Origin of the sequence: Scandinavium sp. M-37, from assembly GCF_043558715.1 — a bacterium.
In the GTDB taxonomy this organism is placed as follows: Bacteria; Pseudomonadota; Gammaproteobacteria; order Enterobacterales; family Enterobacteriaceae; genus Scandinavium; species Scandinavium vulneris_A.
Genome location: NZ_JBIGIN010000003.1, coordinates 223,862 through 247,669 on the forward strand (window position 1 = coordinate 223,862; position 23,808 = coordinate 247,669).

The 23,808-nt window shown below is 42.8% G+C and carries 22 protein-coding genes and 3 pseudogenes; 15 read left to right on the forward strand and 10 right to left on the reverse strand.

The window, feature by feature from the left end:
• Window positions 1–4 precede the first annotated feature (4 nt).
• The 3 genes from fliQ to rcsA all read left to right on the forward strand — a co-directional run bounded on the left by fliQ (window position 5) and on the right by rcsA (window position 1,978).
• A complete protein-coding gene (gene fliQ, locus ACG0Z5_RS04335; protein WP_319627758.1) occupies window positions 5–274 on the forward strand; it encodes a flagellar biosynthesis protein FliQ in 270 nt (89 codons plus the stop codon).
• Between the two features lie 5 nt (window positions 275–279).
• On the forward strand, window positions 280–1,074 hold the full coding sequence (gene fliR / locus ACG0Z5_RS04340) for a flagellar biosynthetic protein FliR (RefSeq protein WP_394445610.1): 795 nt from the start codon (window positions 280–282) through the stop codon (window positions 1,072–1,074).
• A gap of 280 nt (window positions 1,075–1,354) precedes the next feature.
• Window positions 1,355–1,978: a transcriptional regulator RcsA gene (rcsA, locus tag ACG0Z5_RS04345; protein WP_319627756.1), complete on the forward strand. Its 624-nt coding sequence runs from the start codon at window positions 1,355–1,357 to the stop codon at window positions 1,976–1,978.
• Window positions 1,979–2,024: 46 nt separating this feature from the next.
• Here rcsA and dsrB read toward each other — a convergent pair whose 3' ends face one another.
• Window positions 2,025–2,213, reverse strand: a complete 189-nt coding sequence (dsrB, locus tag ACG0Z5_RS04350) for a protein DsrB (RefSeq protein ID WP_319627755.1) — start codon at window positions 2,211–2,213, stop codon at window positions 2,025–2,027.
• 141 nt (window positions 2,214–2,354) lie between these two features.
• Between dsrB and yodD the strand changes: the two genes are divergently transcribed.
• Together yodD and ACG0Z5_RS04360 are read left to right on the forward strand one after the other, a co-directional pair.
• The gene (gene yodD, locus ACG0Z5_RS04355; protein WP_319627754.1) at window positions 2,355–2,582 is read left to right on the forward strand and encodes a YodD family peroxide/acid resistance protein; all 228 of its coding nucleotides are present in this window, start codon (window positions 2,355–2,357) and stop codon (window positions 2,580–2,582) included.
• 201 nt (window positions 2,583–2,783) lie between these two features.
• On the forward strand, window positions 2,784–3,599 hold the full coding sequence (locus ACG0Z5_RS04360; protein ID WP_394445613.1) for a mannosyl-3-phosphoglycerate phosphatase-related protein: 816 nt from the start codon (window positions 2,784–2,786) through the stop codon (window positions 3,597–3,599).
• On the opposite strand, the gene dgcQ is transcribed toward ACG0Z5_RS04360, so the two are convergent.
• The 3 genes from dgcQ to ACG0Z5_RS04375 form a co-directional block, all read right to left on the reverse strand.
• Entirely contained in the window at window positions 3,578–5,281 is a 1,704-nt protein-coding gene (gene dgcQ / locus ACG0Z5_RS04365; protein ID WP_394445615.1) for a cellulose biosynthesis regulator diguanylate cyclase DgcQ, read from the reverse strand. The two genes, ACG0Z5_RS04360 and dgcQ, sit on opposite strands and share 22 nt — an antisense overlap.
• Before the next feature lie 73 nt (window positions 5,282–5,354).
• Complete coding sequence (locus ACG0Z5_RS04370; RefSeq protein WP_394445617.1) at window positions 5,355–5,534, reverse strand: YodC family protein; 180 nt, start codon at window positions 5,532–5,534, stop codon at window positions 5,355–5,357.
• 77 nt (window positions 5,535–5,611) lie between these two features.
• The gene (locus ACG0Z5_RS04375) at window positions 5,612–6,520 is read right to left on the reverse strand and encodes a DUF808 domain-containing protein (RefSeq protein ID WP_394445619.1); all 909 of its coding nucleotides are present in this window, start codon (window positions 6,518–6,520) and stop codon (window positions 5,612–5,614) included.
• 178 nt (window positions 6,521–6,698) lie between these two features.
• On the opposite strand from ACG0Z5_RS04375, the gene yedA reads away from it, so the two are divergent.
• Complete coding sequence (gene yedA / locus ACG0Z5_RS04380; protein WP_394445621.1) at window positions 6,699–7,610, forward strand: drug/metabolite exporter YedA; 912 nt, start codon at window positions 6,699–6,701, stop codon at window positions 7,608–7,610.
• Here yedA and ACG0Z5_RS04385 read toward each other — a convergent pair.
• Together ACG0Z5_RS04385 and ACG0Z5_RS04390 are read right to left on the reverse strand one after the other, a co-directional pair.
• On the reverse strand, window positions 7,585–8,079 hold the full coding sequence (locus tag ACG0Z5_RS04385; RefSeq protein WP_394445623.1) for a very short patch repair endonuclease: 495 nt from the start codon (window positions 8,077–8,079) through the stop codon (window positions 7,585–7,587). The genes yedA and ACG0Z5_RS04385 overlap by 26 nt on opposite strands.
• Window positions 8,063–8,416, reverse strand: a pseudogene (locus tag ACG0Z5_RS04390) (DNA cytosine methyltransferase); the annotation flags it as partial. The gene ACG0Z5_RS04385 and the pseudogene ACG0Z5_RS04390, both read right to left, overlap by 17 nt.
• A gap of 42 nt (window positions 8,417–8,458) precedes the next feature.
• On the opposite strand from ACG0Z5_RS04390, the gene ACG0Z5_RS04395 reads away from it, so the two are divergent.
• Genes ACG0Z5_RS04395 through ACG0Z5_RS04410 form a run of 4 tightly spaced genes read left to right on the forward strand, consistent with a single transcriptional unit; the run spans window position 8,459 to window position 14,129 of the window.
• The gene (locus ACG0Z5_RS04395) at window positions 8,459–9,877 is read left to right on the forward strand and encodes a hypothetical protein (RefSeq protein ID WP_394445625.1); all 1,419 of its coding nucleotides are present in this window, start codon (window positions 8,459–8,461) and stop codon (window positions 9,875–9,877) included.
• Complete coding sequence (locus tag ACG0Z5_RS04400; protein WP_394445627.1) at window positions 9,874–11,727, forward strand: hypothetical protein; 1,854 nt, start codon at window positions 9,874–9,876, stop codon at window positions 11,725–11,727. Before ACG0Z5_RS04395 ends, ACG0Z5_RS04400 begins: the two co-directional genes overlap by 4 nt.
• Complete coding sequence (locus ACG0Z5_RS04405; RefSeq protein ID WP_394445629.1) at window positions 11,728–13,686, forward strand: hypothetical protein; 1,959 nt, start codon at window positions 11,728–11,730, stop codon at window positions 13,684–13,686.
• A 2-nt stretch (window positions 13,687–13,688) separates the two neighbouring features.
• Window positions 13,689–14,129 carry a hypothetical protein gene (locus ACG0Z5_RS04410; RefSeq protein WP_394445631.1) on the forward strand — a complete coding sequence of 147 codons (441 nt, stop codon included), beginning with the start codon at window positions 13,689–13,691 and terminating at the stop codon, window positions 14,127–14,129.
• Between the two features lie 547 nt (window positions 14,130–14,676).
• Here ACG0Z5_RS04410 and ACG0Z5_RS04415 read toward each other — a convergent pair.
• The gene (locus ACG0Z5_RS04415) at window positions 14,677–15,228 is read right to left on the reverse strand and encodes a hypothetical protein (protein WP_394445633.1); all 552 of its coding nucleotides are present in this window, start codon (window positions 15,226–15,228) and stop codon (window positions 14,677–14,679) included.
• A 97-nt stretch (window positions 15,229–15,325) separates the two neighbouring features.
• Here ACG0Z5_RS04415 and ACG0Z5_RS04420 point away from each other — a divergent pair, with 97 nt between their 5' ends.
• The 5 genes and pseudogenes from ACG0Z5_RS04420 to dcm (ACG0Z5_RS04440) all read left to right on the forward strand — a co-directional run bounded on the left by ACG0Z5_RS04420 (window position 15,326) and on the right by dcm (ACG0Z5_RS04440) (window position 18,780).
• Window positions 15,326–15,658, forward strand: a complete 333-nt coding sequence (locus tag ACG0Z5_RS04420) for a helix-turn-helix domain-containing protein (RefSeq protein WP_394445635.1) — start codon at window positions 15,326–15,328, stop codon at window positions 15,656–15,658.
• Window positions 15,642–15,836, forward strand: coding sequence for an antitoxin Xre/MbcA/ParS toxin-binding domain-containing protein (locus ACG0Z5_RS04425; RefSeq protein WP_394445637.1), 195 nt, complete (start codon window positions 15,642–15,644; stop codon window positions 15,834–15,836). The genes ACG0Z5_RS04420 and ACG0Z5_RS04425 overlap by 17 nt, the downstream gene beginning before the upstream one ends.
• A 109-nt stretch (window positions 15,837–15,945) precedes the next feature.
• Window positions 15,946–16,199, forward strand: a pseudogene (locus tag ACG0Z5_RS04430) (IS3 family transposase); the annotation flags it as partial.
• A gap of 191 nt (window positions 16,200–16,390) precedes the next feature.
• Window positions 16,391–17,230, forward strand: a complete 840-nt coding sequence (locus tag ACG0Z5_RS04435) for an HNH endonuclease (RefSeq protein WP_394445639.1) — start codon at window positions 16,391–16,393, stop codon at window positions 17,228–17,230.
• Between the two features lie 176 nt (window positions 17,231–17,406).
• Window positions 17,407–18,780: a DNA (cytosine-5-)-methyltransferase gene (gene dcm / locus ACG0Z5_RS04440; protein WP_394445679.1), complete on the forward strand. Its 1,374-nt coding sequence runs from the start codon at window positions 17,407–17,409 to the stop codon at window positions 18,778–18,780.
• 43 nt (window positions 18,781–18,823) lie between these two features.
• Here dcm (ACG0Z5_RS04440) and ACG0Z5_RS04445 read toward each other — a convergent pair whose 3' ends face one another.
• The 3 genes and pseudogenes from ACG0Z5_RS04445 to dcm (ACG0Z5_RS04455) form a co-directional block, all read right to left on the reverse strand.
• Complete coding sequence (locus ACG0Z5_RS04445; protein WP_394445641.1) at window positions 18,824–20,269, reverse strand: hypothetical protein; 1,446 nt, start codon at window positions 20,267–20,269, stop codon at window positions 18,824–18,826.
• Between the two features lies 1 nt (window position 20,270).
• A complete protein-coding gene (locus ACG0Z5_RS04450) occupies window positions 20,271–22,433 on the reverse strand; it encodes an ATP-binding protein (RefSeq protein WP_394445643.1) in 2,163 nt (720 codons plus the stop codon).
• Window positions 22,434–22,657: 224 nt separating this feature from the next.
• Window positions 22,658–23,770: pseudogene (dcm, locus tag ACG0Z5_RS04455) on the reverse strand (DNA (cytosine-5-)-methyltransferase); the annotation flags it as partial.
• Window positions 23,771–23,808: the final 38 nt, after the last annotated feature.

The window sequence follows — 23,808 nt, forward strand, 5'->3', positions numbered from 1 at the left end:
CGCCATGACCCCTGAATCGGTAATGATGCTTGGCACGGAAGCGATGAAAGTCGCGCTGGCCCTGGCTGCCCCGCTGCTGTTGGTGGCGCTGGTGACCGGCTTGCTGATCAGTATTCTGCAAGCCGCGACCCAGATTAACGAAATGACGCTGTCGTTCATTCCAAAAATTATCGCCGTGTTCATCGCCATCATTGTGGCAGGCCCGTGGATGCTGAACCTGCTGCTGGACTATGTGCGTACCCTGTTTACCAACCTGCCGTACATCATCGGATAAGCGGGATGTTACATGTCTCAAGCGACCAATGGCTGCACTGGCTTAGCCTCTATTTCTGGCCGCTATTGCGCGTGCTGGCGCTGATTTCCACCGCGCCCATTCTGAGCGAAAAATCAGTACCGAAGCGCGTCAAGCTGGGGCTCGGGGTCATCATTACCTTTATCATTGCGCCTTCCCTGCCCGCCACCGACGTGACGATTTTCTCACCCAACGCGCTATGGCTGGCGATGCAGCAAATCCTGATCGGCATTGCGCTCGGTTTTACCATGCAGTTTGCCTTCGCCGCGGTGCGTACCGCCGGGGAAATTATCGGCCTGCAAATGGGCCTGTCGTTCGCCACCTTTGTCGACCCAAGCAGCCACCTCAGTATGCCGGTCCTCGCCCGCATTATGGATATGCTGGCGATGCTGCTGTTTCTTGTATTCAACGGCCATCTGTGGCTGATTTCGATGCTGGTGGATACCTTCCATACCCTGCCGATTGGCGGCCAGCCGCTGAACAGCAACGCATTTATGGCACTGACGCGCGCCGGGGGGCTTATCTTCCTCAACGGCCTGATGCTGGCCCTGCCGGTCATCACCCTGCTGCTGACCATTAACCTGGCGCTGGGCATGTTGAACCGCATGGCCCCGCAGCTGTCGGTGTTTGTTATCGGCTTCCCGATAACCTTGACCGTTGGCATTATTTTGATGGCCGCGTTAATGCCGCTCATCGCTCCCTTCTGTGAACATCTGTTCAGCGAAATATTCGATCTATTGGCAGATATTATCAGTGAGTTACCTAAGATAAGTTCTCCTTAATATTAAAAGGGGCATCCTAAGGATATTCTTAAAACCACTTTGCAAAAACATCTACCAGGATAACTCTGGCGCGGGTTAATTGTTTTTAGGTCCCTCACACATCCTAACATTTACTTTACTTTGAGATGATTCCTGGCAAATTATACGTAACTTTACGGGATAGTTGAGGTCGCCCGATTCTCTGTCATGCTCTTTGAAACTGCTGGTTTAGCGCACGGTGACAAATAAGAAGTAATCGGGCTTGGGTTAATTATCGTTATGCATTGAGTGAGGGTTTGCCATGTCAACGATTATTATGGATCTATGCAGTTACACCCGGCTTGGATTAACCGGGTACTTGACCAGCCGGGGCATCAGAAAACGTGATATCGGCGACGTTGAGACCATCAGTGAGCTTGAAGAGGCCTGCAGGGCGTTACACCCGGCTGTCGTGTTCATTAATGAAGACTGTTTTATCCACGATACAGAAAGCAGTCAGCATATTAAGCAGATCATTAATCAACACCCCAGGACACTGTTTATCGTATTTATGGCAATTGCCAATATTCATTTTGATGAGTACCTGTTGGTCCGAGATAATCTGTTAATTAGTTCGAAGTCGATTAAGCCTGAGTCATTAGACGGAATTCTGGCGGATTACCTGCAGAAGATCAGCGACAATGTGAGTCGGGTAAAGATCCCCACGTTGTCTCTCAGCAGGACCGAATCAAGTATGTTGAAAATGTGGATGTCGGGACAGGGAACGATTCAGATATCCGACCAGATGAATATTAAGGCAAAAACGGTATCATCACATAAAGGTAATATTAAAAAGAAAATAAAAACCCACAATAAGCAGGTTATTTATCATGTTGTCCGATTGACAGATAATGTAACCAGCGGGATCTATGTCAATATGCGCTGAAAATGCCGACAGCACTGGCGGAAATACTCCGCCAGTGGAAAATCGTTTAGTCTACTTTTTCGACAAAAATGCCATCCTGATGGCCCGTTTCGTTAAAGAACCAAATCCCCATTGGATAATCTTCCAGCGAAACCAGATACATCGTCCCTTCACTAAATTGTTCCACAGCCAGTACCACGCCCGGCCGACGTGGGCCACCGTCCGTTTTGACCGTTACGCGATCGTTAACCTGCATACCTTTTCTCCTGTCTTTTACTTCAGCCAGTGTAGAACAAAACGTCCGCCCTGACAGCGTCCGCGCTGCCAATGGCTGTTTTTTTCGACCGACTATACTTTGTGATGGGTAATGTCGTCAGCCATGCAAGAGGAGCCTCTGATGAAAACCGCTAAAGAGTACAGCGACACCGCCAAGCGCGAGGTGAACGTTGATGTGGATGCCCTGCTGGATGCCATCAACGAAATTAGCGAAAGCGAAGTACACCGCGCCGGGGATTCCACCCATCACGTCAGCGTCGATGGCCGGGAATACCACACCTGGCGTGAGCTGGCCGAAGCCTTCGAACTGGATATTCACGACTTCAGCATCAGTGAAGTGAATCGCTGAACGCGGGCTAAAAAAAACCCGGCCACGGAGTGGTCGGGTTGAAGCTTGCCTTCGCAAGAAGCACTTGAAAATTCGTTACACCAGGAAATCTGATGCGGGTAAAACATTATCCTCAATTTTTTTGCAAGACAAGCATTATTCATAATTACCATGAATGTATTTAGGAATTTTCTGGCCTGCTTTTACGTTTAAGGAGAAGTAATGCCTGATCTGCAACAGTCCCTGATCGTGTTTACCGACGTTGAGGGCACCCTGCTCGACAGTCACACTCAGCTCTGGCAGCCTGCCAGCGACTGGTTATTGCGCCTACAGGAGCATAAGGTTCCCGTGGTGTTGTGCAGCAGTAAAACCGCGGCGGAGATGATGCTGCTGCAAAAAGAACTTGGATTGGGCCTGCAGCCGCTTATTGCCGAAAACGGGGCGGTCATCCAATTGGCGGAGGCCTGGCAGGACGACGATGCGTATCCGCGGCTGATAACCGGCTCACCGCATGCGGAAATTCAGGATGTACTGCAACAGTTACGGGAAAATGACGGATTCAAATTCACCACCTTTTCCGACGTCAGTGAACAACAGATTGCAGAGTGGACCGGCATGAACCTCAAACATGCGGCCCTGGCCCGCCTGCATGAGGCGTCAGAAACGCTTATCTGGCGTGATAGTGATGAACGAATGGCAGAATTTAGCGCAACGCTGGCCTCGCTAGGACTGCAATTTGTGCAGGGGGCGCGCTTCTGGCACGTGCTGGATGCGCGCGGTGGCAAAGCCCAGGCGGTGACCTGGCTGCTGGGCCGCTATCAGCAGCGCGAAGGGTTTCGTCGGGTATCGATTGGGCTGGGCGACGGGCCGAACGACGCGCCGCTGCTGGACACCACCGATTACGCAGTGGTGGTGAAAGGGTTAAACCGCGATGGCGTCAGGCTGCGGGATGATACGCCCGAACGCGCGTATCACACCCGGCAAAGTGGCCCTGACGGCTGGCGCGAAGGGCTCGATTACTGGCTGTCATCGTCCTGACAGCAGACACGGTTTCGCCCTTTTTGCTTCGCCAGATACAGTCGACTATCGGCAATGGATTGCAGATACTCAATGTCGTACAGCCCTTTATCCTCACTGCTGCTCACGCCTAACGACGCGCTGATGCGCAGCGTTTCGCTCTTACCAATCAATATCTCTCGATTATTTATCCGCGCCCGGATACGTTCGGCCATGGCGCAGGCGTCCCCCCGGGTTGTGCCCGGCAGGACAATGCAGAACTCTTCCCCGCCCACGCGACCGGCCAGGTCTTCCTGGCGGATCTGTGAACTTATCATTCCCGCCACGTGGTTCAGCACCCGGTCTCCGGCCTGATGACCAAAGCGGTCATTGATGCTCTTGAAGAAATCCAGATCGAGCTGAATAACCGACACTGAACGTCCCTGCTCTTCGCATTGTTTGGCGGCCTTGCCTGCCAAATCAAACAGCGTGCTGCGGTTGTAGAGCCGCGTCAGGCCGTCATGCCACGCCTGCCATTGCAGCGAGGCTTGCAGGGTGCTCATGTTGCTTACCATACGGCGGATAACCACCCACGACAGGATCAGCATCGAGGTAAATAAAGCCCACACCAGACCCAGCGCCACAGAGATAATACCGAAATCACCGCGCACGCCTTCATCCAGGTGATGAATACGAACCAGCACCCCATCGAAATTGCGCATTTTTTCCCAGTTCACGTATCGGGTGGTGAAGCGCAATCCACCGCGGGTATCACGCTCAAACGCATGGGCCAACTGGGCTTTTTCCTGTTCGCTTAACGGCGATGGGGTGGTGCCATTGTTGGTCATCGAACTGGCCAGCAGATTCATTTTCTTGTCGTACAAACGGAACTCGCCGTCCTCTTCGCCCTGGGTTGCCACACTCAGCAGCTGTTTCATTTGCGGGAGAGAAAACTCAATCGCCAGCACGCCGTACCAGTAATGCTGATAGTCCACCGGCAGGGCCAGCGCCACGCGCCGCATCTCGCCGTTTGGGGTATCCGCCATCCAGCTTAGCCAGCGCATACCCCGAGCAGGATTTCGATGCTGCGACTGCTCGGCAAACCAAGGGCTGGTCACCAGGGAGTAATATTGTTCGACCACGTCATTGCTTCTGTCCAGCGCATTGCTGGTGATATAAAACCCGGCCCGCGAGACGTACAGCATCTGCTGCGTGGTGCGCCTCAGGGTCGTTGAGAGGCGCAGGAGATAGCCGACTTCGAGCGTGGCGCTCAGCTCATTTTTCAGCAACGGATAATCACGTGACAGGAGCGTGGTTTCATCCACAAAGGTATCCGACACCCCGTACACCGGCAGCGTGCGCTGATTATTCAGGGAGATGGACCACTGATGCTGCGCCCGTTTCTGCTGAAACTGATCTTCCGCATTTTTCAGACCATCAAACGCCAACGGCGTGCCTAACGCGGCCTGCATCCCATTGCGGTAAAAGGTCAACCGGTCAATGTTGACCTGCAGTTGGTTGTTCAACTCATGGGCCACGTTTTCCAGCGTGTTGCGCTGGCTGGAAATGTAGGCATCTTCAAGTACCGCGACTTCACGCCACGTCAGCAGCGTTGAGAACAGCAGTACCACAAAAAAACAAACGTTGACGACCCTACCCGGGTTCGAATAACGGCTGAGTCTGTTCAGCCAGCGCGGATTTTCTACGCGTGTTACGTGCGGCACACAAACTCCCTGAGTATTGCCTGATACCTGTTAACGACCAACGAAAACGCCCGGCGGGTGCCGGGCGTGGTCGTCATGACTCGTCTTGAATCCGCCGGTCCCCTGGCATGAGTTCGTCTTCGCGGAAGGCTTCCCGCTTCACACCGAACCCGTCATACCAACGACACTCAACCATGCCGCTGGCGTACCCGGTGACCACCATATGCGGCCCGCCACTTTTCGGTTTAACCTCATCACTGACCAAAAAGACCATAACTGCCTCCGGTATCAGAGTGAAACTGTTTCACGATAGCCGAAAATGGTTTGTTTTGCGTAGTTGCTTAACAACATTTACGTAGCCGAGCGCAGCCGTGAGATAAGCTTCACGCCCGCCAGCACCACCGCACCGACGATAAAGCCAAAGACTAAATTGAACAACGTTGGCAACAGTAGCGCCACGACGCTACCCTGCGCGGCGGCAAAACCTTCAATCGCATGATGTAACACGGTGATACCGTGCACCACGATGCCACCGCCGACTAAAAACATCGCCAGCGTGCCCACGACCGACAGCACTTTCATCAGCCACGGGGCGATAAACAGTAATGCTTTGCCGACCGCCTGGGCCACTGCGCTGGTTTTCTCCACCAGCCAGTAACCCATGTCGTCGAGTTTAACAATCACCCCCACCAGGCCATACACGCCCACGGTAACCAGGATGGCGATCCCTGAGAGGATAAGCACCTGATTGAGCAGCGGCGCATCGGCCACAATCCCCAGCGTGATGGCGACGATTTCCGCCGACAAAATAAAATCGGTGCGTATCGCGCCTTTCACTTTGTCACGCTCAAGCACCAGAGGATCCTGCTTCGCCAATGCATCCAGACGCTGCTGACGGGCCTGCGGGTCTTCTTTGTGCTTACGCGCATGCAGCGAGTGCAACACTTTTTCTACGCCCTCAAAGCAGAGGAATGCGCCACCAATCATCAACAACGGGGTAATCGCCCACGGCAAAAAAGCACTGATCAGCAGCGCCAGCGGCACGAGGATCACTTTGTTAATGAACGAACCTTTTGCCACACTCCAGACGACGGGCAATTCACGGTTGGCGCGCACACCCGACACCTGCTGGGCGTTAAGCGACAAATCATCCCCCAACACCCCAGCGGTCTTTTTCGCCGCCAGTTTGCCCATCATCGAAATATCGTCCAGCAGGGTGGCGATATCATCAAGTAACGTTAAAAGACTGCTTCCGGCCAAATGATGCTCCTTCGTTTTTATTTATCTGACTGACCTACAGTATGAAGCAAAAGACGCAACGCGCCCAAGCATACAAACTGTCAACAAAAATACAACATAGCTTGCTAATTAAAGCGCTCGCCAGACGACGGGTTTTCCCGTTAACTGTATGCGCCCAATTCATTGTTTGAGAAACGTCATGCACAGCCGACAACTATTACCGCTTATTGGAGCGCTTTTTGCACTCTATATCATCTGGGGATCGACCTATTTTGCCATTAGCATTGGGGTGGAAAGCTGGCCGCCAATGATGATGGCCGGGGTGCGTTTTCTGTCTGCCGGTGTGCTGCTGATGGCTTACCTGCTCCTGACCGGGCATAAGCTGCCTGCCCGTCGTCCGATGTTGAACGCAGCGCTGATAGGCGTCCTGCTCCTCGCCATCGGCAATGGTTTTGTGACCATTGCCGAACATCAGCACGTTGCCTCCGGGATTGCGGCGGTGATGGTCGCCACGGTGCCGCTGTTTGCGCTGTGCTTTAGCTATCTGTTCGGGATTAAAACCCGCAAGCTGGAGTGGCTCGGGATCGCCATCGGTCTGGCGGGTATCGTTTTACTGAACAGCGGGGGCAACCTCAGCGGCAATCCGTGGGGAGCCATTCTGATCCTGATTGGGTCGTTAAGCTGGGCGTTTGGCTCTGTTTACGGTTCGCGCATTGAACTGCCCAGCGGGATGATGGCCGGTGCGATCGAAATGCTGGCGGCAGGCATGGTGCTGATGTGCGGCTCGTGGTTAAGCGGTGAAAAGCTGACGCAGATGCCGACACTGTCGGGCTTTCTGGCGGTGGGATATCTGGCCATTTTTGGCTCGCTGATTGCGATTAACGCCTATATGTATCTGATCCGCAACGTCTCCCCGGCGGTCGCCACCAGCTATGCGTACGTCAACCCGGTGGTGGCGGTGCTGCTCGGCACCCATTTTGGCGGTGAGGCGCTGTCGCCTGTCGAATGGCTGGCGCTGGGGATCATTATTTTTGCAGTGGTGCTGGTGACGCTTGGCAAAACGCTGTTCCCGATGCGGGCCCCCGCTACGCCATGTCAGAGTGAGAAGTAACGGGTAACGCCGCAATGCCCTGAGTGTCGATCTGCGCGCAGCCCTCACCGCCGCAGATCCACTCTTCCAGCCGCTCCCCAAGTGCCGCATCGCTAAGCCTGAGCTTCCCGCGTAGCGCACACTCCCAAACCACCATCACCCGCCAGCCCTGCGCTTTCAGACGCGCGATATCCCGGGCGTCACGCTCAACGTTTTTGCCGATTTTTTGCAACCAAAATTCAGTGCGTGTTTCCGGCACTTTGAACAGATAGCAGTCGTGATGATGCCAGAAACAACCGTGGGTAAAGAGGATGCAGCGCCAGGCTTCCAGCACAAAATCAGGGCGACCGGGTAGCGTTGCGTCCTGAACGGTGTAATCAAATCCGGCTTCGGTCAGCAGCGCAGCCAGACGCTTTTCGATGGCGGTATTCTGCCTGCCAATGGCACGCATATTTTTACTGCGGGTGGCCGGGTTATGAACGTCCGCCATCGGCTTTCTCGCCCTTACGCAGCTCAACCGCCTGCAATATTCGGGATCTCAACATCTTCGCCACCGCCGCAAACGCGGGGACGACCACCGAATTCCCGAACTGACGATAGGCCTGGGTATCCGAAACCGGAATGCGGAACTGGTAGCCCTGAGGCGCTTCGAAGCCCATCAAACGCGCGCATTCGCGCGGGGTCAGGCGACGGGGGCGCCGCTGCTGGTTTTGCGGATCGTCAAAGTTCTTTTCGCCGAGCGCTTTGTCCCACCCGCGGTCAATCAGAATTTCGGCCCCGTCTTTGTTACTTGTAGATTTCACAATCTGAACCATACTTTGTAGATTCAAAAGAAAGTACAAGCATAGCTCTTAAAATGAGGTGCCGCTATGTCTTCAAGCAAGAAAATGACAATATCGAAGTTTTGTATAACTCATGTCTGTAATGAAAATGAATCAAATGCAGAAATGATCTCTCTACAAACCAATCTAAATTACTGGACAAAAAAAGATGAAGATATAACTGTCAATGATCAAATTATAAAGAATAACATATATAATTTTCTCCCGATAATTTTAAATGCTGATGGTTCGCCATGGATACATTCAACGCTTTACATTATTGATAAAGCCAAAAATGACTTTAATTACAATCCTGTGACTTATCACTGCATAGTGTCTGATCTTACAAACTTCAAGAATTTTATAGACGAAAACAATATTGACTTGTATGACTTCCCTGAGCAAAAACTACTAAGGCCGACATATAAATATAGAAATTTCCTAGTAAATCAAATTCAGAATGGAAAATTAAGTTCTCAAACGGTAAAACGAAGAGTTTCAACAATGATATTGTTCTATAGATACCTAATTCGCGATGGTTTTTTTATTCCTAAGAATATCCCTTGGTGCGAAAGTGATGTTTATGTCAATACATTTGATAAAGTCGGATTCAGGTATCTGCTAAAAAAAACAAAAACTGATTTAACTATTAAATCACAAAAAGAGATTACCCCCTATTCCACAGATATCCGAGATGAAGGACGTTTACGTCCTCTTGAAATAGAGGAGCAATCCACTCTAATCGAAACTCTTATCAGTTTAGAAAACACAGAAATGTTATTGATACATTTGATAGCGCTGTTCACAGGAGCTAGAATACAAACAGTGCTAACCTTAAAGAGTTCCTTATTCGAAAAAGACACAAACACTATTAATCATGAAATAAGAATATTAACAGGAGAAAGCACCGGTATTGATACTAAAAACAATAAGAATATTATACTCGTAATGCCAAAATGGTTGTATAAAATGACACGAATATATAAATATAGCAATAGGGCATCTAATAGAATCAAAAAAAACAAAGATCAAATGTCGGAAGATTTTCTGTTCTTGAGTAATAGAGGAACACCATATTATCTAAGCAGAAAACACCTTAAGGATTCTAATCTGGATATTAAAACATTACATAATGGAGAAGCGGTAAGGCAATTTATAAAAAATCGTGTTATACCAATGATGAGAAAAAGATTAGCAAGATCGAACTATACTTATAAATATCATGATTTGAGAGCTACTTTCGGAATGAATCTTACATCTTCTCTTCTTGCAGGCGTGGAGGAAGGTAAAATGACATTGCACGATGCCAGAGAATATGTAAAGTCCCGCATGGGACATTTATCAAGCAATACTACCGATTTATACCTCAATTATCGTAGCAATTTATCCAATTACACCACATATCAAGAAGAATACGAATTGCATCTCCAAATATTGATAGATAAAATTTGGAGTAAGAAATTATGATCGAATTATTGAAAGCATCAATTGCAATCGATAGATATTTCAACCAGTCATTAGAGCATTTAGACCATTCAAAAGTTATAATAAATTTCTACCGTCGAAATCATTACATCAACTCACTGTTCTATGAAAAGGTTTTGATTGTCGGATCCAAAGTCTTTGGTGATGTAATAAACAAGAATAGAAAACCATTAATTGCTAATCTTATTAGTTCAATACATATAGATCTAACACAAAGTTCTATCAGAGAATCAAAACTATCTTATGACCTTTCAAGATTCATTCAATTTATTAGATGGTGTGATGCAAATAATCTTCATAGCTGTTTAGATAATGATATACAGTGTATTGATGCATTCAAGAGTTATGCAGACTATCATTGGGAACGTGTATCTGCGCGCAAGTATAAAGCGACAACAACAATTTCCGTATTGAATTCAATACAAAGGCTCCTTCGAACGATAATACACGCTGATAATCAAGATAGTCTTCCTTTGATTGATTATTCATATCAGAGGCAAACAGCGACTATACTACCAGATGATCGGACAGTGGGCGAAAACATTCAACTTCTATTAAGTTTATTTAATGGTATTTGTGATTTCCTGCTTGAGAAAAAGGACTATCCCTATCAATTGCAAGTTCCCCCCTTCTTAAATGTTGAAAATGACTGTTTTTGGCTTTTCCCGACCAAAACATGGTGTCAGACAGATCTGTCAGCAAATGGAACTAGCAATCAAGGCATAAATAAAGGCTACAATTTTGGTAAAGGACGAGTCGTGACTCATAAAGAACTAATAGAACGTGGTGAAAGGCACAAAAAAGATAGAGACAGAATTATTAAAGTCGCTAAGCATTCAATTAATAAGTTCAATAAAATTAGCCACTCTTATCAAAAAAGAGATTTAGCTATCACCGCGATGTCATCATTTGTATTTTTATTTATTGCTAATACAGGAATGAATCCTATTCAATTGTTAAACATTATATGGGACAACGAGTATTCGGTTGAAAAAGAAAGTATGGATTTCAAAATTATAAAGCACAGAGCAAATAACAGAATTGTCCACTTCAGAATTAGTAGTAACTTTCTTCCGATTATGAAACGCTACCTTGAGCTAAGAAAATACTTCCTAAATTACGAATTATCTCAATTCCTTATACCCTCCTTTGATTCTCGTTATAGCAACCATCGAGATTTAAATGGCATAAGTGCAAAAATAAAGAAAATCATAAGTAGAATTGGTTATTCTTCCAAACTGATTACCGCTAGGGAGTGGCGTAATCTTAAATCAGAATGGCTAATTAATAACGCAGATCCATATGTTGCATCGAAATTGCTACAAAACACAGACGATACAATAAGCAAGCATTACTCTTCAGGCTCGTTCACACGTCAAACGGAGGAGCTAGGAACTTATCTAGAGCAATTATCTAATGCAAAACATATTACTGATGAGGATTATCTACAATCAACATCAGTTGGGGGATGTAAACAACCAAACACACCCATTCAATTTTCTGAAAATACGCTTATCAAACCTAATTGTAAACAACCTGAAGGATGCTTATTTTGTTCAAACTATCTTATTCATGCCGATAAAAAGGACCTACAAAAAATCCTGAGCTGTAAGTATAGTATTGAGCATACTCAGCATTTATCTAAGACTATAGATCAATGGCATTTAATTTACGACCCTGTTATTAATAGGATTGATGAGATAGTAAGTCAGATAGAACAAATAAATCCAGCCTTAGTTGAGCAAGTAAAAATACAGGTGTATATTGAACAACATCTTGAATCATACTGGTCACATAAGCTGAGTATGCTATATCAGATTGGAGATGTTTGAATGAGACACAACGACAAATTCAATGCTAGGTTACTTTTGACTAATGATATGATTGAACCTGACCCCATATTAATTTCTAGTAAATACCCACCATCGAATTCGCATGCAATTAGTAAAGATAAAGATGGCAATGTTGTATCATATTATGGCGATAATAAATGGGATTTTTCAGGATATGATTTATCTAGCAAAAGTAGAATTCTTTCATTCATACACTGGACAAATAATAATAATTCAGAGCAGATAAATAACATCATCAATGAAATGAAGCACCTTGTATTTATTTACATATGGTTTAGAAAAGGAAATAAATTTAAAGTTAAATGTATATCTGACTTAGGATATATATTAAATATTTTCGGCAGATATTGCCTTGAGACTTCTTTAACATTACAAGAGCTTCTAATCTCAGAAAGACATCTAAGTATTTGCCTTTTTTCATTAAAACCTAGCACTATGTATGCAACCAGAAGGTTTTTACTAGCATTCAAGAAAGTAGATAATAAGCTTAACCCATTTATCATTTATGACCTAACTTTACTCCCCTCATTAACTAAGGTAATAAACAGATACCGTACTAATCTTAAACAAGTATCTCCAATTCCTCCTAGGATATACCTCAATTATATAAATATCATAAACAGTAAAATTCACACACTTCATTTAAACATTGAAAAACTGCTTTCATTTATTATCAGTGCTAAGAAATTTAGTGATGCAGTTAAAATAATGACAAGCAATCAAAGATATATTAAACAAGATCCGAAAAATGAGTTTAAAAAAATAATTCACATCAATAACATAGACAGTATTTTCGATGACTTCAGTGCAAGTAAAAGTATTCATGGCACTGTATATTTACTTAATAGCATTTTTTTTACTTGTCGATTAGCAATTCAAATGTATACCGGCATGCGTGTAGGTGAAGCATCAGCACTAGCTAGTGATTGTGCTGAAACCTATATAAAAAATGATAATACATATTATATAATTAAAGGAAAAACATCTAAGTTAGCAGAGTGTGAGACCCAATGGATTACTAATGAGATAGGATTCAAAGCAGTCGCAGTAGCCTCCATAATTAGTAAACTCATTGCTAACTCTACTAACGATGCAGAAAAACAAGGAAACACTATACCTCTTTTTACTAGAGTATCCTACTTAGGAATATACCTTCCACCTCCCAAAAGAGGCTCTAAATCATTTTTAATTGCAGAGCTTAATTCTTTTGATGAGTTACGTAAAACTGATTGGTTAAAAATAAATATTATAGAAGAAGATTTAAATGAACTGAAGAAAATAGATCCTTTTAGAGCATGGGAATCTGAAAGTGACCTTCGTATTGGCAATGCTTGGCCCTTACAAACACATCAGTTCAGGCGAACTTTAGCACTGTATTGTGCACGATCCGGTATGGTGAATCTAACATCACTCAAAAGACAATTGCAGCATTTATCCATACAGATGACACTTTATTATTCAAAAGGAAGCAGCTTTGCTAAAAACTTAATTTCTTTTGAGAGAAATCATTTTGTAAATGAATTTCAGGAAGCTCAAAACTATAGTCAAGCGCTAGACTATATAAATTTAATTACAGGGCCCCAAAGCAAATTTCATGGAGCGCAAGGAATAATCATCAATAATATAACAAATATTAATTATGACAGAGAAAAAACAATTAAACAGTTCAAACTTGGCCAACTTGCATATACGGAAACATGTTTAGGAGGATGTACTTCAATAGATCCTTGTAATCAGAGAGCAATAAGATCACTAACAGGATGTCTTGATTGTAAGAATGCTATATTGAAGAGTGAGAAATTTGAAGCTGTTGTTGCTGCACAGCGCAACTTAGTTAATAATCTTGACATTGATACCTTAGAATTTAGAACTGAAAGCTACGATTTAGATTTACTTGAGAAAAAGTTGAAATATATTCAATCAAAAGAAGAGGACTAGCCATGAAAGCGCTTGAAAAATATTATGAAGCTTTAGACAGGCTTATTAAAAATACTCCTAATATCGTATCAAAAGGAACAAAGATATCTTATGATTCTGTATCACTGGAAGCTGGGCAGTCTAAAGGAAGCATTAAGAAATCAAGACCAGTATTCAGCGATCTAATTCAAACCATCGATAGACATAAGGTAAATAAAAAGGTCAAATCAGATCTAAACACCTCAAAGTTAAATCTAGAGATTCAAAAACTAAAAAAAAGCTTAAATGACTCTTTGAGCCGTGAAATTAACTTAATTAATGAAATTCATGAATTACGTAAAAATGAAATCAATAGTGAGAGCACAATGATTACAGAGTTGGTTTATCTAATATCCAATTTGACAAAAGTCCAGCAGTTAGACCTGATTACTACATTGAAAAAAACTAATCATAGTTTCAAATAAGGCAATACAACACTATATGTTGGACAAACATGAAGCAAGCTATCTCAAATAGATGGTTCAATTCTATCGACCACAGCAGACTCGGCCAGCCCGCTTTAAATTCTAGTTTATATCTGGCCGCTCCTATCCACTGTCTTCATGGTAAGTAAGCAGATATACTGACATGGAAATTCTTCAAACTATAGCCTTACAGAATCAATCACAACCTCCACTATATGGGCTTTAAGGATGACAATAAAAAAGAGCCCATATATTGATGGACTCTTTTTCAGGAACATCTTTACTCTGTTATGGTTTTTTTGGCCAGCGTCGTCGAGGTCAATCCTATGTCTAGTCGCCTGCGATCGTAGCCTTTAACCTACCAAATTACAAGAAAATATTTGTATTGTTAGCTGAAATTATCAGGGCCTTAGGGTCCCTTAGGGAACGGAGAACTATCTGCAATAATATTCCCCACAATAACCCCGTAACCTAAGAGAGAGCAAAGTCCATTTCACTCCTTCTTTTAATATAGCCTGGCTCAAGGTTTCACGGAATACTTCTTATCTTAGTGAAAATTTTTATCGACAATGTTTTTTAACGTATTTAGTTTTTCATTTGTTCTGATAAATTTTCTGCTTTGCTCAATTGAAAGTTGTCTGAACTCCTTTCCCCTTTCAGGCACTATAATGGTTAGCTCTTCATAAATCTCTTTCGCACCAGATATTTTTTCTAACTCACACATGTACTTATCAATAAGACTCTTCAGTGTTATTTTTATATCATTACTTATTTGGATTGTGTCGCATACGGTTTTTTGTAAAGTAATACCGGTCTCCGGGTGAATTAACTCAACGCTTTCCATGGCACATTTAAATTCTGGGGTAGTTGAGTATACATATTGATAAATATTATTTTTCCTTACTTTATTTAACAGCCCTTTATTGACGAGGTTTTGTATTTGGTTATAGGTAAAAGATTTTGCCTTTAAATAATCTTTTTGTAGTGAAAATTTCTCAACAAGAATTATTGCTAAATCGTTACTGGTGAAATTCTCTTCACCAAAGTAAATGATTGCGGAAAATATGTACGATGCTGGGGTGATTACACGATTATTCATAATGGCTGAAAAGGACTGTTAGCTTAGGATTGCTAAGTATACAACAATGAAAGATACTTAGACAATCTAAGCACTCAGGATCGATGAAGATGACACTGTGCCAGAAAAAAATCCCATACCGGAACGACTTAAGGAGGCCAGAAGCAAAGCTGGAATATCTCAGCGCTCTCTGGGGATCCTTGTTGGCTTTGATCCTGCATCGGCCAGCAGTCGTATGAACCATTACGAGAAAGGACGGCATGTCCCAGATATCGATACACTGCGACGGATGGCTGCGGAGTTAAACGTACCGTTGAACTACTTTTTTTGTGATGATCAGACCACAGCAGAACTTGCATTGCTTATCTCCCGGATGACAGAGGAAGAACGAAACACACTTATCGAAGCGCTCAAATGTTCATCAGGTATTAAGCATGCAGACAAGAAATGAATCGCTTCTACAAATTACTGCGCTTTTTGAAGGCAATGAAAGTACAGCGTTAAAATGGTGTGAAGAACCTAATAAGGTATTACAGTGGAAGACTCCTTCGGAGATGATGGACTCAGACAAAGGAGTAATGATGGTTACTAGGTTAATTTTGCGTATAGAGCATGGTGTTTATTCTTAAGCAAGTGGCATATTTATGATGCACTACCTCTCCGGATACCCGTATTTTCTGCTCGTGTAACTCAATACGAACTATGACCTTAATCATGTGCTATTTTCATCGAGGTAATTTTTCAATAGGTGGCGACTTTAACCGTAGGGTGCTGGCGATAGAAATCGATCTTAACTATCCCGGCTCAGCGTGTCGTTTGGCTCCTGGACAAGATCGTGGTAAACCGCCATACCTGCTGAAGATGTGGGTGAACAAAGGCCCGGAACTTGTGCCCATGACGCTGGCATAATGGGCTGAAGAGCATGCCGTGATGCTGGAATATAACAACGAGAACCTCATGAATCTCTGGACAACTTGACGCCGGAAGAGTGACGGTTGATGACTGAAAAACCGGAACTCTCAAAAAGTGCGCGGGACTAAACCATGGATGCTTACAATTCAGCTCAAACATCCGTACAAATATTAATCTACAGTTTGTAGCAAATACATATAAAGTTAATAGTTTATTGCATATCCATATAGATAGAGGATAATTTATAAAACTTTTTTTGGAAAATTAAACAATGTATATTCTTGATGGAAATGGAATAGAACTGAATGCCGAGTGCCAGGTCGTAGAAGAAGATGGAGTATTTGGCCTAATTCTTGAGTCTTGGGGGCCCGCACAAAGAAATAAAGATTATAACATTGCCTTAGAGTATATTATTGAACGATTAATTGAATCAGGACAACAACAAGTAATTGTGTATTTAGCTTCGATGCCTTCAAGAAAGAATATACCATTCATAGCAGAAAGAAGAGTACATCCTGATACGCATTTTAATCTAACAGGTGCAAGTCCTTCCGAGACTCGTCAAGAATTATGCAGATTTCAGACTCATTTTAGTCGTACGGGCAAAAAAAGTACTCCTTCTGCTTCAGGTAATAGAAGTAAACGAATCATGATAAATATACCTAACATAAACAGTGCTGATTTTTGGGAGCAAATTATATATGGAAATCCATTAGTTCTTCTCGAGCCTACTGATGATGATCATATCCTAAGCAATCGGGTAAACAAGCTAGTAAAAACTCCCTTAAGCGTACCCAAGGGGTATGAGATACCAATTTCAGCAGAAAGAGTTCAAAAAGTCTATTTTCGGGACCCCGCAGTCAAAGCATGGGTATTGCAGAAAAGTAAAGGATTTTGCGAGCATTGTGGGAAAAGTGCACCATTTTCAATAATTGGTGGCCACCCATATCTTGAAGTACATCATGTGATACCACTTTCTGCATCTGGAGCTGACACTATAAGCAATTGTGTAGCTCTTTGCCCTAATTGCCATAGGGCTTTTCATTATAGCGAGTGTGCTCAGGAACTAATAGAATCTCTTTACCTAAATATTGAAAGATTGCGTAGATAAACAATAAACATCGGGAATAGTCTTATTTATATAAATCTAAAGCTATGGAGGATCGTCTAAGGCATTGTTTTACATTTCATCGAGACTGTGCTTAACTTACTTCCAAGACTGTCACTCATTTTACCCAGCAAGGCTGAAGTATGTTTAATATCAATAAGTTAGATAGTGATCCAGTCATGACATGTGAAGTTTCTTATCAAAAACTACTGTTGGAACAACTAGACCTAGTTAACTCATTACTCGAAATCTACAACCAGAAGGATATTGCTCTAACCCTGCGCACTTCCTCAACAAAAGAATGGACTCGTGAGTCATTAAATAGATGGCTTAATGGTAAGTGTTGCCAAAAGTTATTGAGTACAAAGGAGATTGACTCTTTAAAATCTATGTTCCCAAGACCTCCATCTTGTCATGATAATTATGATTTTAAGTTTATAGATTTATTTGCTGGTATTGGTGGCATACGTAGTGGTTTTGAAAGCATTGGTGGAAAATGTGTCTTCACAAGTGAATGGAATAAGTACGCAGTTAAAACATATAGAGCAAATTGGTATTGTGACCCTAACGACCATATCTTTAATCATGATATCAGGGAGATTACTTTAAGCAATAATACTGACGTGGGCGAAGAGCAAGCTTATGCGCACATTGAAAAATCTATACCAGAACATGATGTTCTCATCGCTGGATTCCCATGTCAGCCCTTTAGTTTAGCCGGTGTAAGTAAAAAAAATTCTTTGGGTAAAAAGCACGGTTTTGAATGTGATACTCAAGGCACTCTATTTTTTGATATTGCTAGAATATTACATGTTAAAAAACCAGCAATATTTGTTCTTGAAAATGTTAAAAATTTAAAAAGCCATGATCACGGAAAAACATTTTCAATTATATTGAAAACACTAAAAGATTTAGGTTATGAGATAAGTGATGAATATTTCGTTAATGGCAAAGATCCAAAGATCATTGATGGGAAAAATTTTCTTCCTCAACATCGTGAGCGAATTGTAATAGTTGGTTTTCGAAGGGATTTAAACATCGCTAGAAGCTTTACATTAGCTGATATTCATAAATTCTACCCAAGTAATAGGGTTAGATTCAAAAATCTTTTAGACCCTGAGCCCAACGATAAATACATTTTATCAAAAACATTATGGAAATACCTATATAAGTATGCTGAGAAGCATCGTGCAAAAGGAAATGGATTTGGGTTTGGCTTAGTAGACCCTAATGATCCATTTAGTTTTGCGCGGGCCCTCTCTGCACGCTATTTTAAAGACGGTTCAGAAATTTTAATAGACCGTGGTTGGGATAGAAAATTAGGTGAAACAGATTTTGATAATGCCGAGAATATGGATAAGCGGCCGCGACGCTTATCACCAAGAGAATGTGCTAGAATTATGGGTTTTGAAAAACCATTTGAAGAAAAATTTAAAATTCCAGTATCAGACACACAAGCATATAGACAATTTGGCAATTCAGTTATTGTCCCCATGTTTTCTGCAGTCGCAAAAATGCTCCACCCAATTATATTGAAATGCGCTAAAAAGTAATATCAATTAAGCCCAACGAGCTAAATCTTGTTGGGCTTAACGATCAGCCTCTTAATTCAACAATACCTGGCCGTGTTGCCTGACGTATAAACCAACTTCTTATATCTGAGAGAATATTCTCTCTAGCTCTCATTAATTGTAAGTTACCTAATGTCGCATCGCATATATTAACAGGAACAGAAAATGTTAGTTTAGCATTCAATACAACTCGATATAATGATCCAGAACCATCATCCTTGGTATACTTTGGAAGTAAAATTAAACTGTCATTGATTAATCTAATACCATCTTCTCTAACACGTTCATTGTTAACATTTTTCACCAGCTTGCAAAATTTATCATCATTATCTTTTAAGATAATACCTACTATATATTTATTCCATTCTGCTTTATTATTCGCATGATCACAAGGTGGTGTAATATCAAGACATATTAGATCAGAACGTTCGCAAACTTCGTTTTTAAGATCCCTTTCACTATCTAAAAAACAAAAGAAATTTTTCCTTTTGAATTTAGACAATGCTCCAGCATTTGAGATGCTATCCGGAAATGATTTAATACCAGAGTCAATAACCTTTTCATTAATTTTGTAGACATTCCCAGGTTTATGATATTGTTTTACTTTTTCAGACATATCAAAGTGTATAGCTCTATTGATTGACTCCTTCCAACTTGGTAAACCCGTCATATCTAAACCGCGGTTATCGCGTGCACTTCGTATTACATGCCCGAAATCATCAAGATTATTTGGTATCTGATTTTCTATTTTATCTTTAATAATGTCAGTCAGTGTTTCGCTAGTACCAGCGTTCAATGCTGTAATGCATGTACTCTTACCAGTTGCTGATTCAGCAATATTTTCGAATATTTTATGTAAAATCTCATTGCTTTGCGCATGTCCAGAAGCAATATTCGTTAATTCAGCCAATGCTGAGTGAACAGCTTTTTTAGCAGCCTGTTCCCATCCAATCAAATATTTTAGCCCGTATCTTTGGGTAATTTTATTCTCAATTAATTCATGTAATTGAGCTAGTGAAGCATCATTTGGCAGCGATACAGGGTTATGATCATGCCCAGGTGTAAACAATGATTTGTTAATAGTAATGTAATCAAATGGCCGTAATGAAACTGGTAGTTCCTGTCGCAAATGATCAAATAATTCTTTTGGGAAATCTGTTTCACTTTCGCTTTCAGCCCATGTTGACCATGTGATAAGTAGCCAAGGACCATTATTTTCGTCCAATATATTTTCTATCGTTTCCGCCGCTGCGTCAAAATCTGTCACATCCGGACTTGCGGTTGAAATTAACGATAAATCTTGGAATATAGTTCTTACTCCTGATAATTTCGTTTCAAAACCAGTCCAATCTTTATTGGAATCATAGCAATAGAAAATGTTAGGTACAAAATTTTTATTTAAATAAGCGGCAATGAAATTCCCATCATTTTCTTTATCATCTATTATCAGTGAAATTGATTTAAAAAACATTTTATTTATCCTTACCAAAAACGAGCACTACACAGGCACCTTTAGTTACAGCAGGGATATCAATTGTGCTGACATTAGGGAATACCAATCTCCCTGAATGCGCTTTCATAACCATATCAGCATAGTAGAGACCAATCCCCATACCTGCAGGCTTCCTTGTGAAAAATGGTTGTATTAATTCATCGCCACCATCAATAAATCCAGGGCCATTATCAGCAATAATTATTGCGGGCCCTTCAAAGTCAGAACTTAAGCCTATCCATAAATACCGTTCTTCATCCGGTTCACCGTCCATCCAGTAAATTGCATTATCGATGATATTAACAATAGCACTAGTGAACATTCGTCTCACACCAGTTATTTCAAAATCTAACAACGTGCTATTCTCAAAACCAGGCAAAAAGTTTATGTTATGACGCTTAAACCGACGCTGCTGTGTATTTACACATTGTTTAATTAATTTCGAAGCAGGAATAACCTCTTTATCTTTCTTGCTTACCATATACATAGCACCCTGAAGCAGGGATACTAATTCTTCAGAAATGCTTTCTAAACGTTTGTTATCTACCCCATCTCTTATAGCCATGTGTAAGTTTCGTATTCCACGTTCTAACTCATGGAACACGGTAGTTAGACCTAAACCAGCCCCAGCTGATGAGAGCATTGCATCTCTAGTTTCTTTGAATGATGAAATAACTTGGTTTACGAGATTTCCTACTTTTGGAGAAATATTTTTTTCAGCTATTACCTCCTGCTTCAGTTCATCTAAAAGTTCTTCTGTACTTTTTCGTTTTTCTGAGCCATGAAAATCTCCACCCGGTTTCGTTTCAATTGCAGCTTTTAAAATTCTTTTATCTTTATTTCTTTCAGCTTCAAATTGAGCCATAACCGATAACATCGCATGAACAAACTCCCCATAAGCCTCATTTTCAACAAACCCTTCACGGTTTGTTTTTTCCTTCAATGCTGAACTTTTATCCAGCTCAAGGTGAATTTCTCCAAGTAACTGCTGATTTCCCATTCTTTTAGTAGGACTTTGTATTCTACGATGATCTAAGCCTAACCAATCATCCCCAGGCTCACCATAATTATAGACTCGAAGATTATCGCGATATACTTTCAAGCCTCCCTGGGCTTTCAAATATTCACTTAACCCTCCAGATTCATCTTTTAAATATCTATCGTATAAAATCCTATCAAGGTCAAACCCCAATATTTTCCCTGCGATTGGCCCAATTCCGCTTTTGACAAGTGAAAATCGCTCATCTCTTGTTTTTTTCTTCTTTGACCGCTCATTTGATGAAGGGATATATTTAAAGAAATCCGGAGATTCTATTTTGACTTCAGTATTTCTAGGTTCTATGACACCTTTATAATCAGAAATAAGCGCTGGATACGGTTGATAATTATATTTATAGGTTAGACCTTCATCATCTAATCTAAAATCAAAGTCAAAAAGGGCTTGAGAAATCACCAAATCTGGATCAAAGAGATCATCTAGCCATTTTGACTCAGGGTAGATATTAAACTCAACAACAAAACTATCGCTATTTTTTTCTCTTTTAAGTAAATTGGCTGATGTCATAGATGACACCGCTCTATATAGTCGTCTTATGTCGCCACGTTTCCAGTCTTGCTTTAATTCTGTTATGACTATTTTAGTTCCAGTAGTGTCTGATTTTGATGCTTTGCTTGGACGTGTTTCAATAGCAATGTATGCCTCATCCAAATATTCAGATTTTGAAAATTTATCCCAATCAATATCTACAGTGACTACGTCTTGATCGTATGCACGGGTTGACATCGAGATTTTTTTTCCCAATCTGTGCACCGCAAATCTACCGACTCCTTTCTCACCAACAGGCAAGCGGCCTTTATTTGTTCGCTTTCCACTTTCTCTAAATATGGATTTATGCCCATGTGCAGGTTCCATCCATATGTTTACTACAGTATCAAGATCCATCCCTGATCCATCATCAACTACTTCTATACTTGCATTGTCTGAATTAATATTATTAAGCGTTAATTTTACATATGATGCATCTGCGTCATATGCGTTTTTTATTAACTCAAAAAGAGCTAGTGTGTGATTTTTTATAAGCTGCTCACCTAAAAGCTCCATGATTCTTGCTTTAGGTCTAAATGCTTTTTTTACAATAGCCATAAATTACCTTTCATAGCGTTGTTATCAATTCATTCCACCATACAAATGATTCGGGTGCAATATTTGTCAGATTATCTATCTTCTTAACTAGCTTGGAGCCGGACAATCCGTCATACAGAAGAAAAATCTCTACCTTTTTCTTGAAAATGGACAATCTATTAAGAAAATTTAATGCAATAATTTCAATAAGATATGATGTTCATTTTTACTAAATCTACAGGTACTTTGTAATAGCGTGCCGACAGGGTACGTGCCACGCTGCCCGGCCGGGTCGGATCAACCAGACCGTAGCCGAAGCCATTCCCGCGCGCCTGATGCTTTTTGGCGTAACGATAGAGATATTTCCACAGAACCGGCGTGAGGATAAATTTCGCGTCTACCGTCGGCTCCAGCAGTTCGCCAAACGTCGGGCGACGCTCAGGATACAGCGCCGGTAAATCGCGTAGCGTGAAACCCTGTTGCAGGTTCAAATCCCGGCGGAAACCGACCAGCACAATGCGCTCCCGGTGCTGGGGCAGGAAATGCTGACCGTCGATAATTTTTGGATCGTCGGCGCCCATTTCCGCTGAATCAGCCACGTCATACCCCAGTGAATCCAGAGTGTGCATGATTATCCGGAAGGTTTTGCCCCCGTCGTGACTCTTGAGGTTTTTGACGTTTTCCAACACAAATATCGCCGGACGGCAGGCGTCGATGATGCGCGCCACGTCGAAAAACAGTGTGCCTTGTGTGTCGCAGGCAAAGCCGTGTGCGCGGCCCATTGCATTTTTCTTCGAGACGCCCGCCAGCGAAAACGGCTGACACGGGAAGCCCGCCAGCAGGACATCATGCTGCGGGATAATGCTGCGAATGTGCGCCGCGGCCTCGCTGTCGCTGACGTCCGTTTTGTGGCTCAGCGTTACATCGCGGATGTCTTCATTAAACTGATGTTCAGCCGGGTCGCAGTACCAGTTGGCTTTATAGGTGCGCACGGCGTGTTTATTCCACTCGCTGGTGAAAACGCACTGGCCGCCGATGGCCTCGAAGCCGTTGCGAATCCCGCCAATACCGGCAAGCAGATCGATAAAGCGGAAATGCGTCGGCGCGGTAGAGGGCTGCGGCAGCAGCGCGGCTAACCGGGCGTATTCGCTATCGCCCAGCCGACGGTTGATTTTGCCGTTGTCCGTGGCGCGTTTAAGAATGGCCGGGCTCCAGTGCTGCTCGCCTGCCGCATTAAGCGTCGCCACCAAGGTTTTGACATCGTAAATCGTCAGCAGCTGGGTAAGCAGCGCCTGCGCATCCAGTCCGGAACGTTCCGCGTCTTGTGTGGGGAGAGTGCGAGTAAGTGTGTGTTGCATTTCAGTAACCGGGCCAGACCATTTTCGCTGAGAGTAAC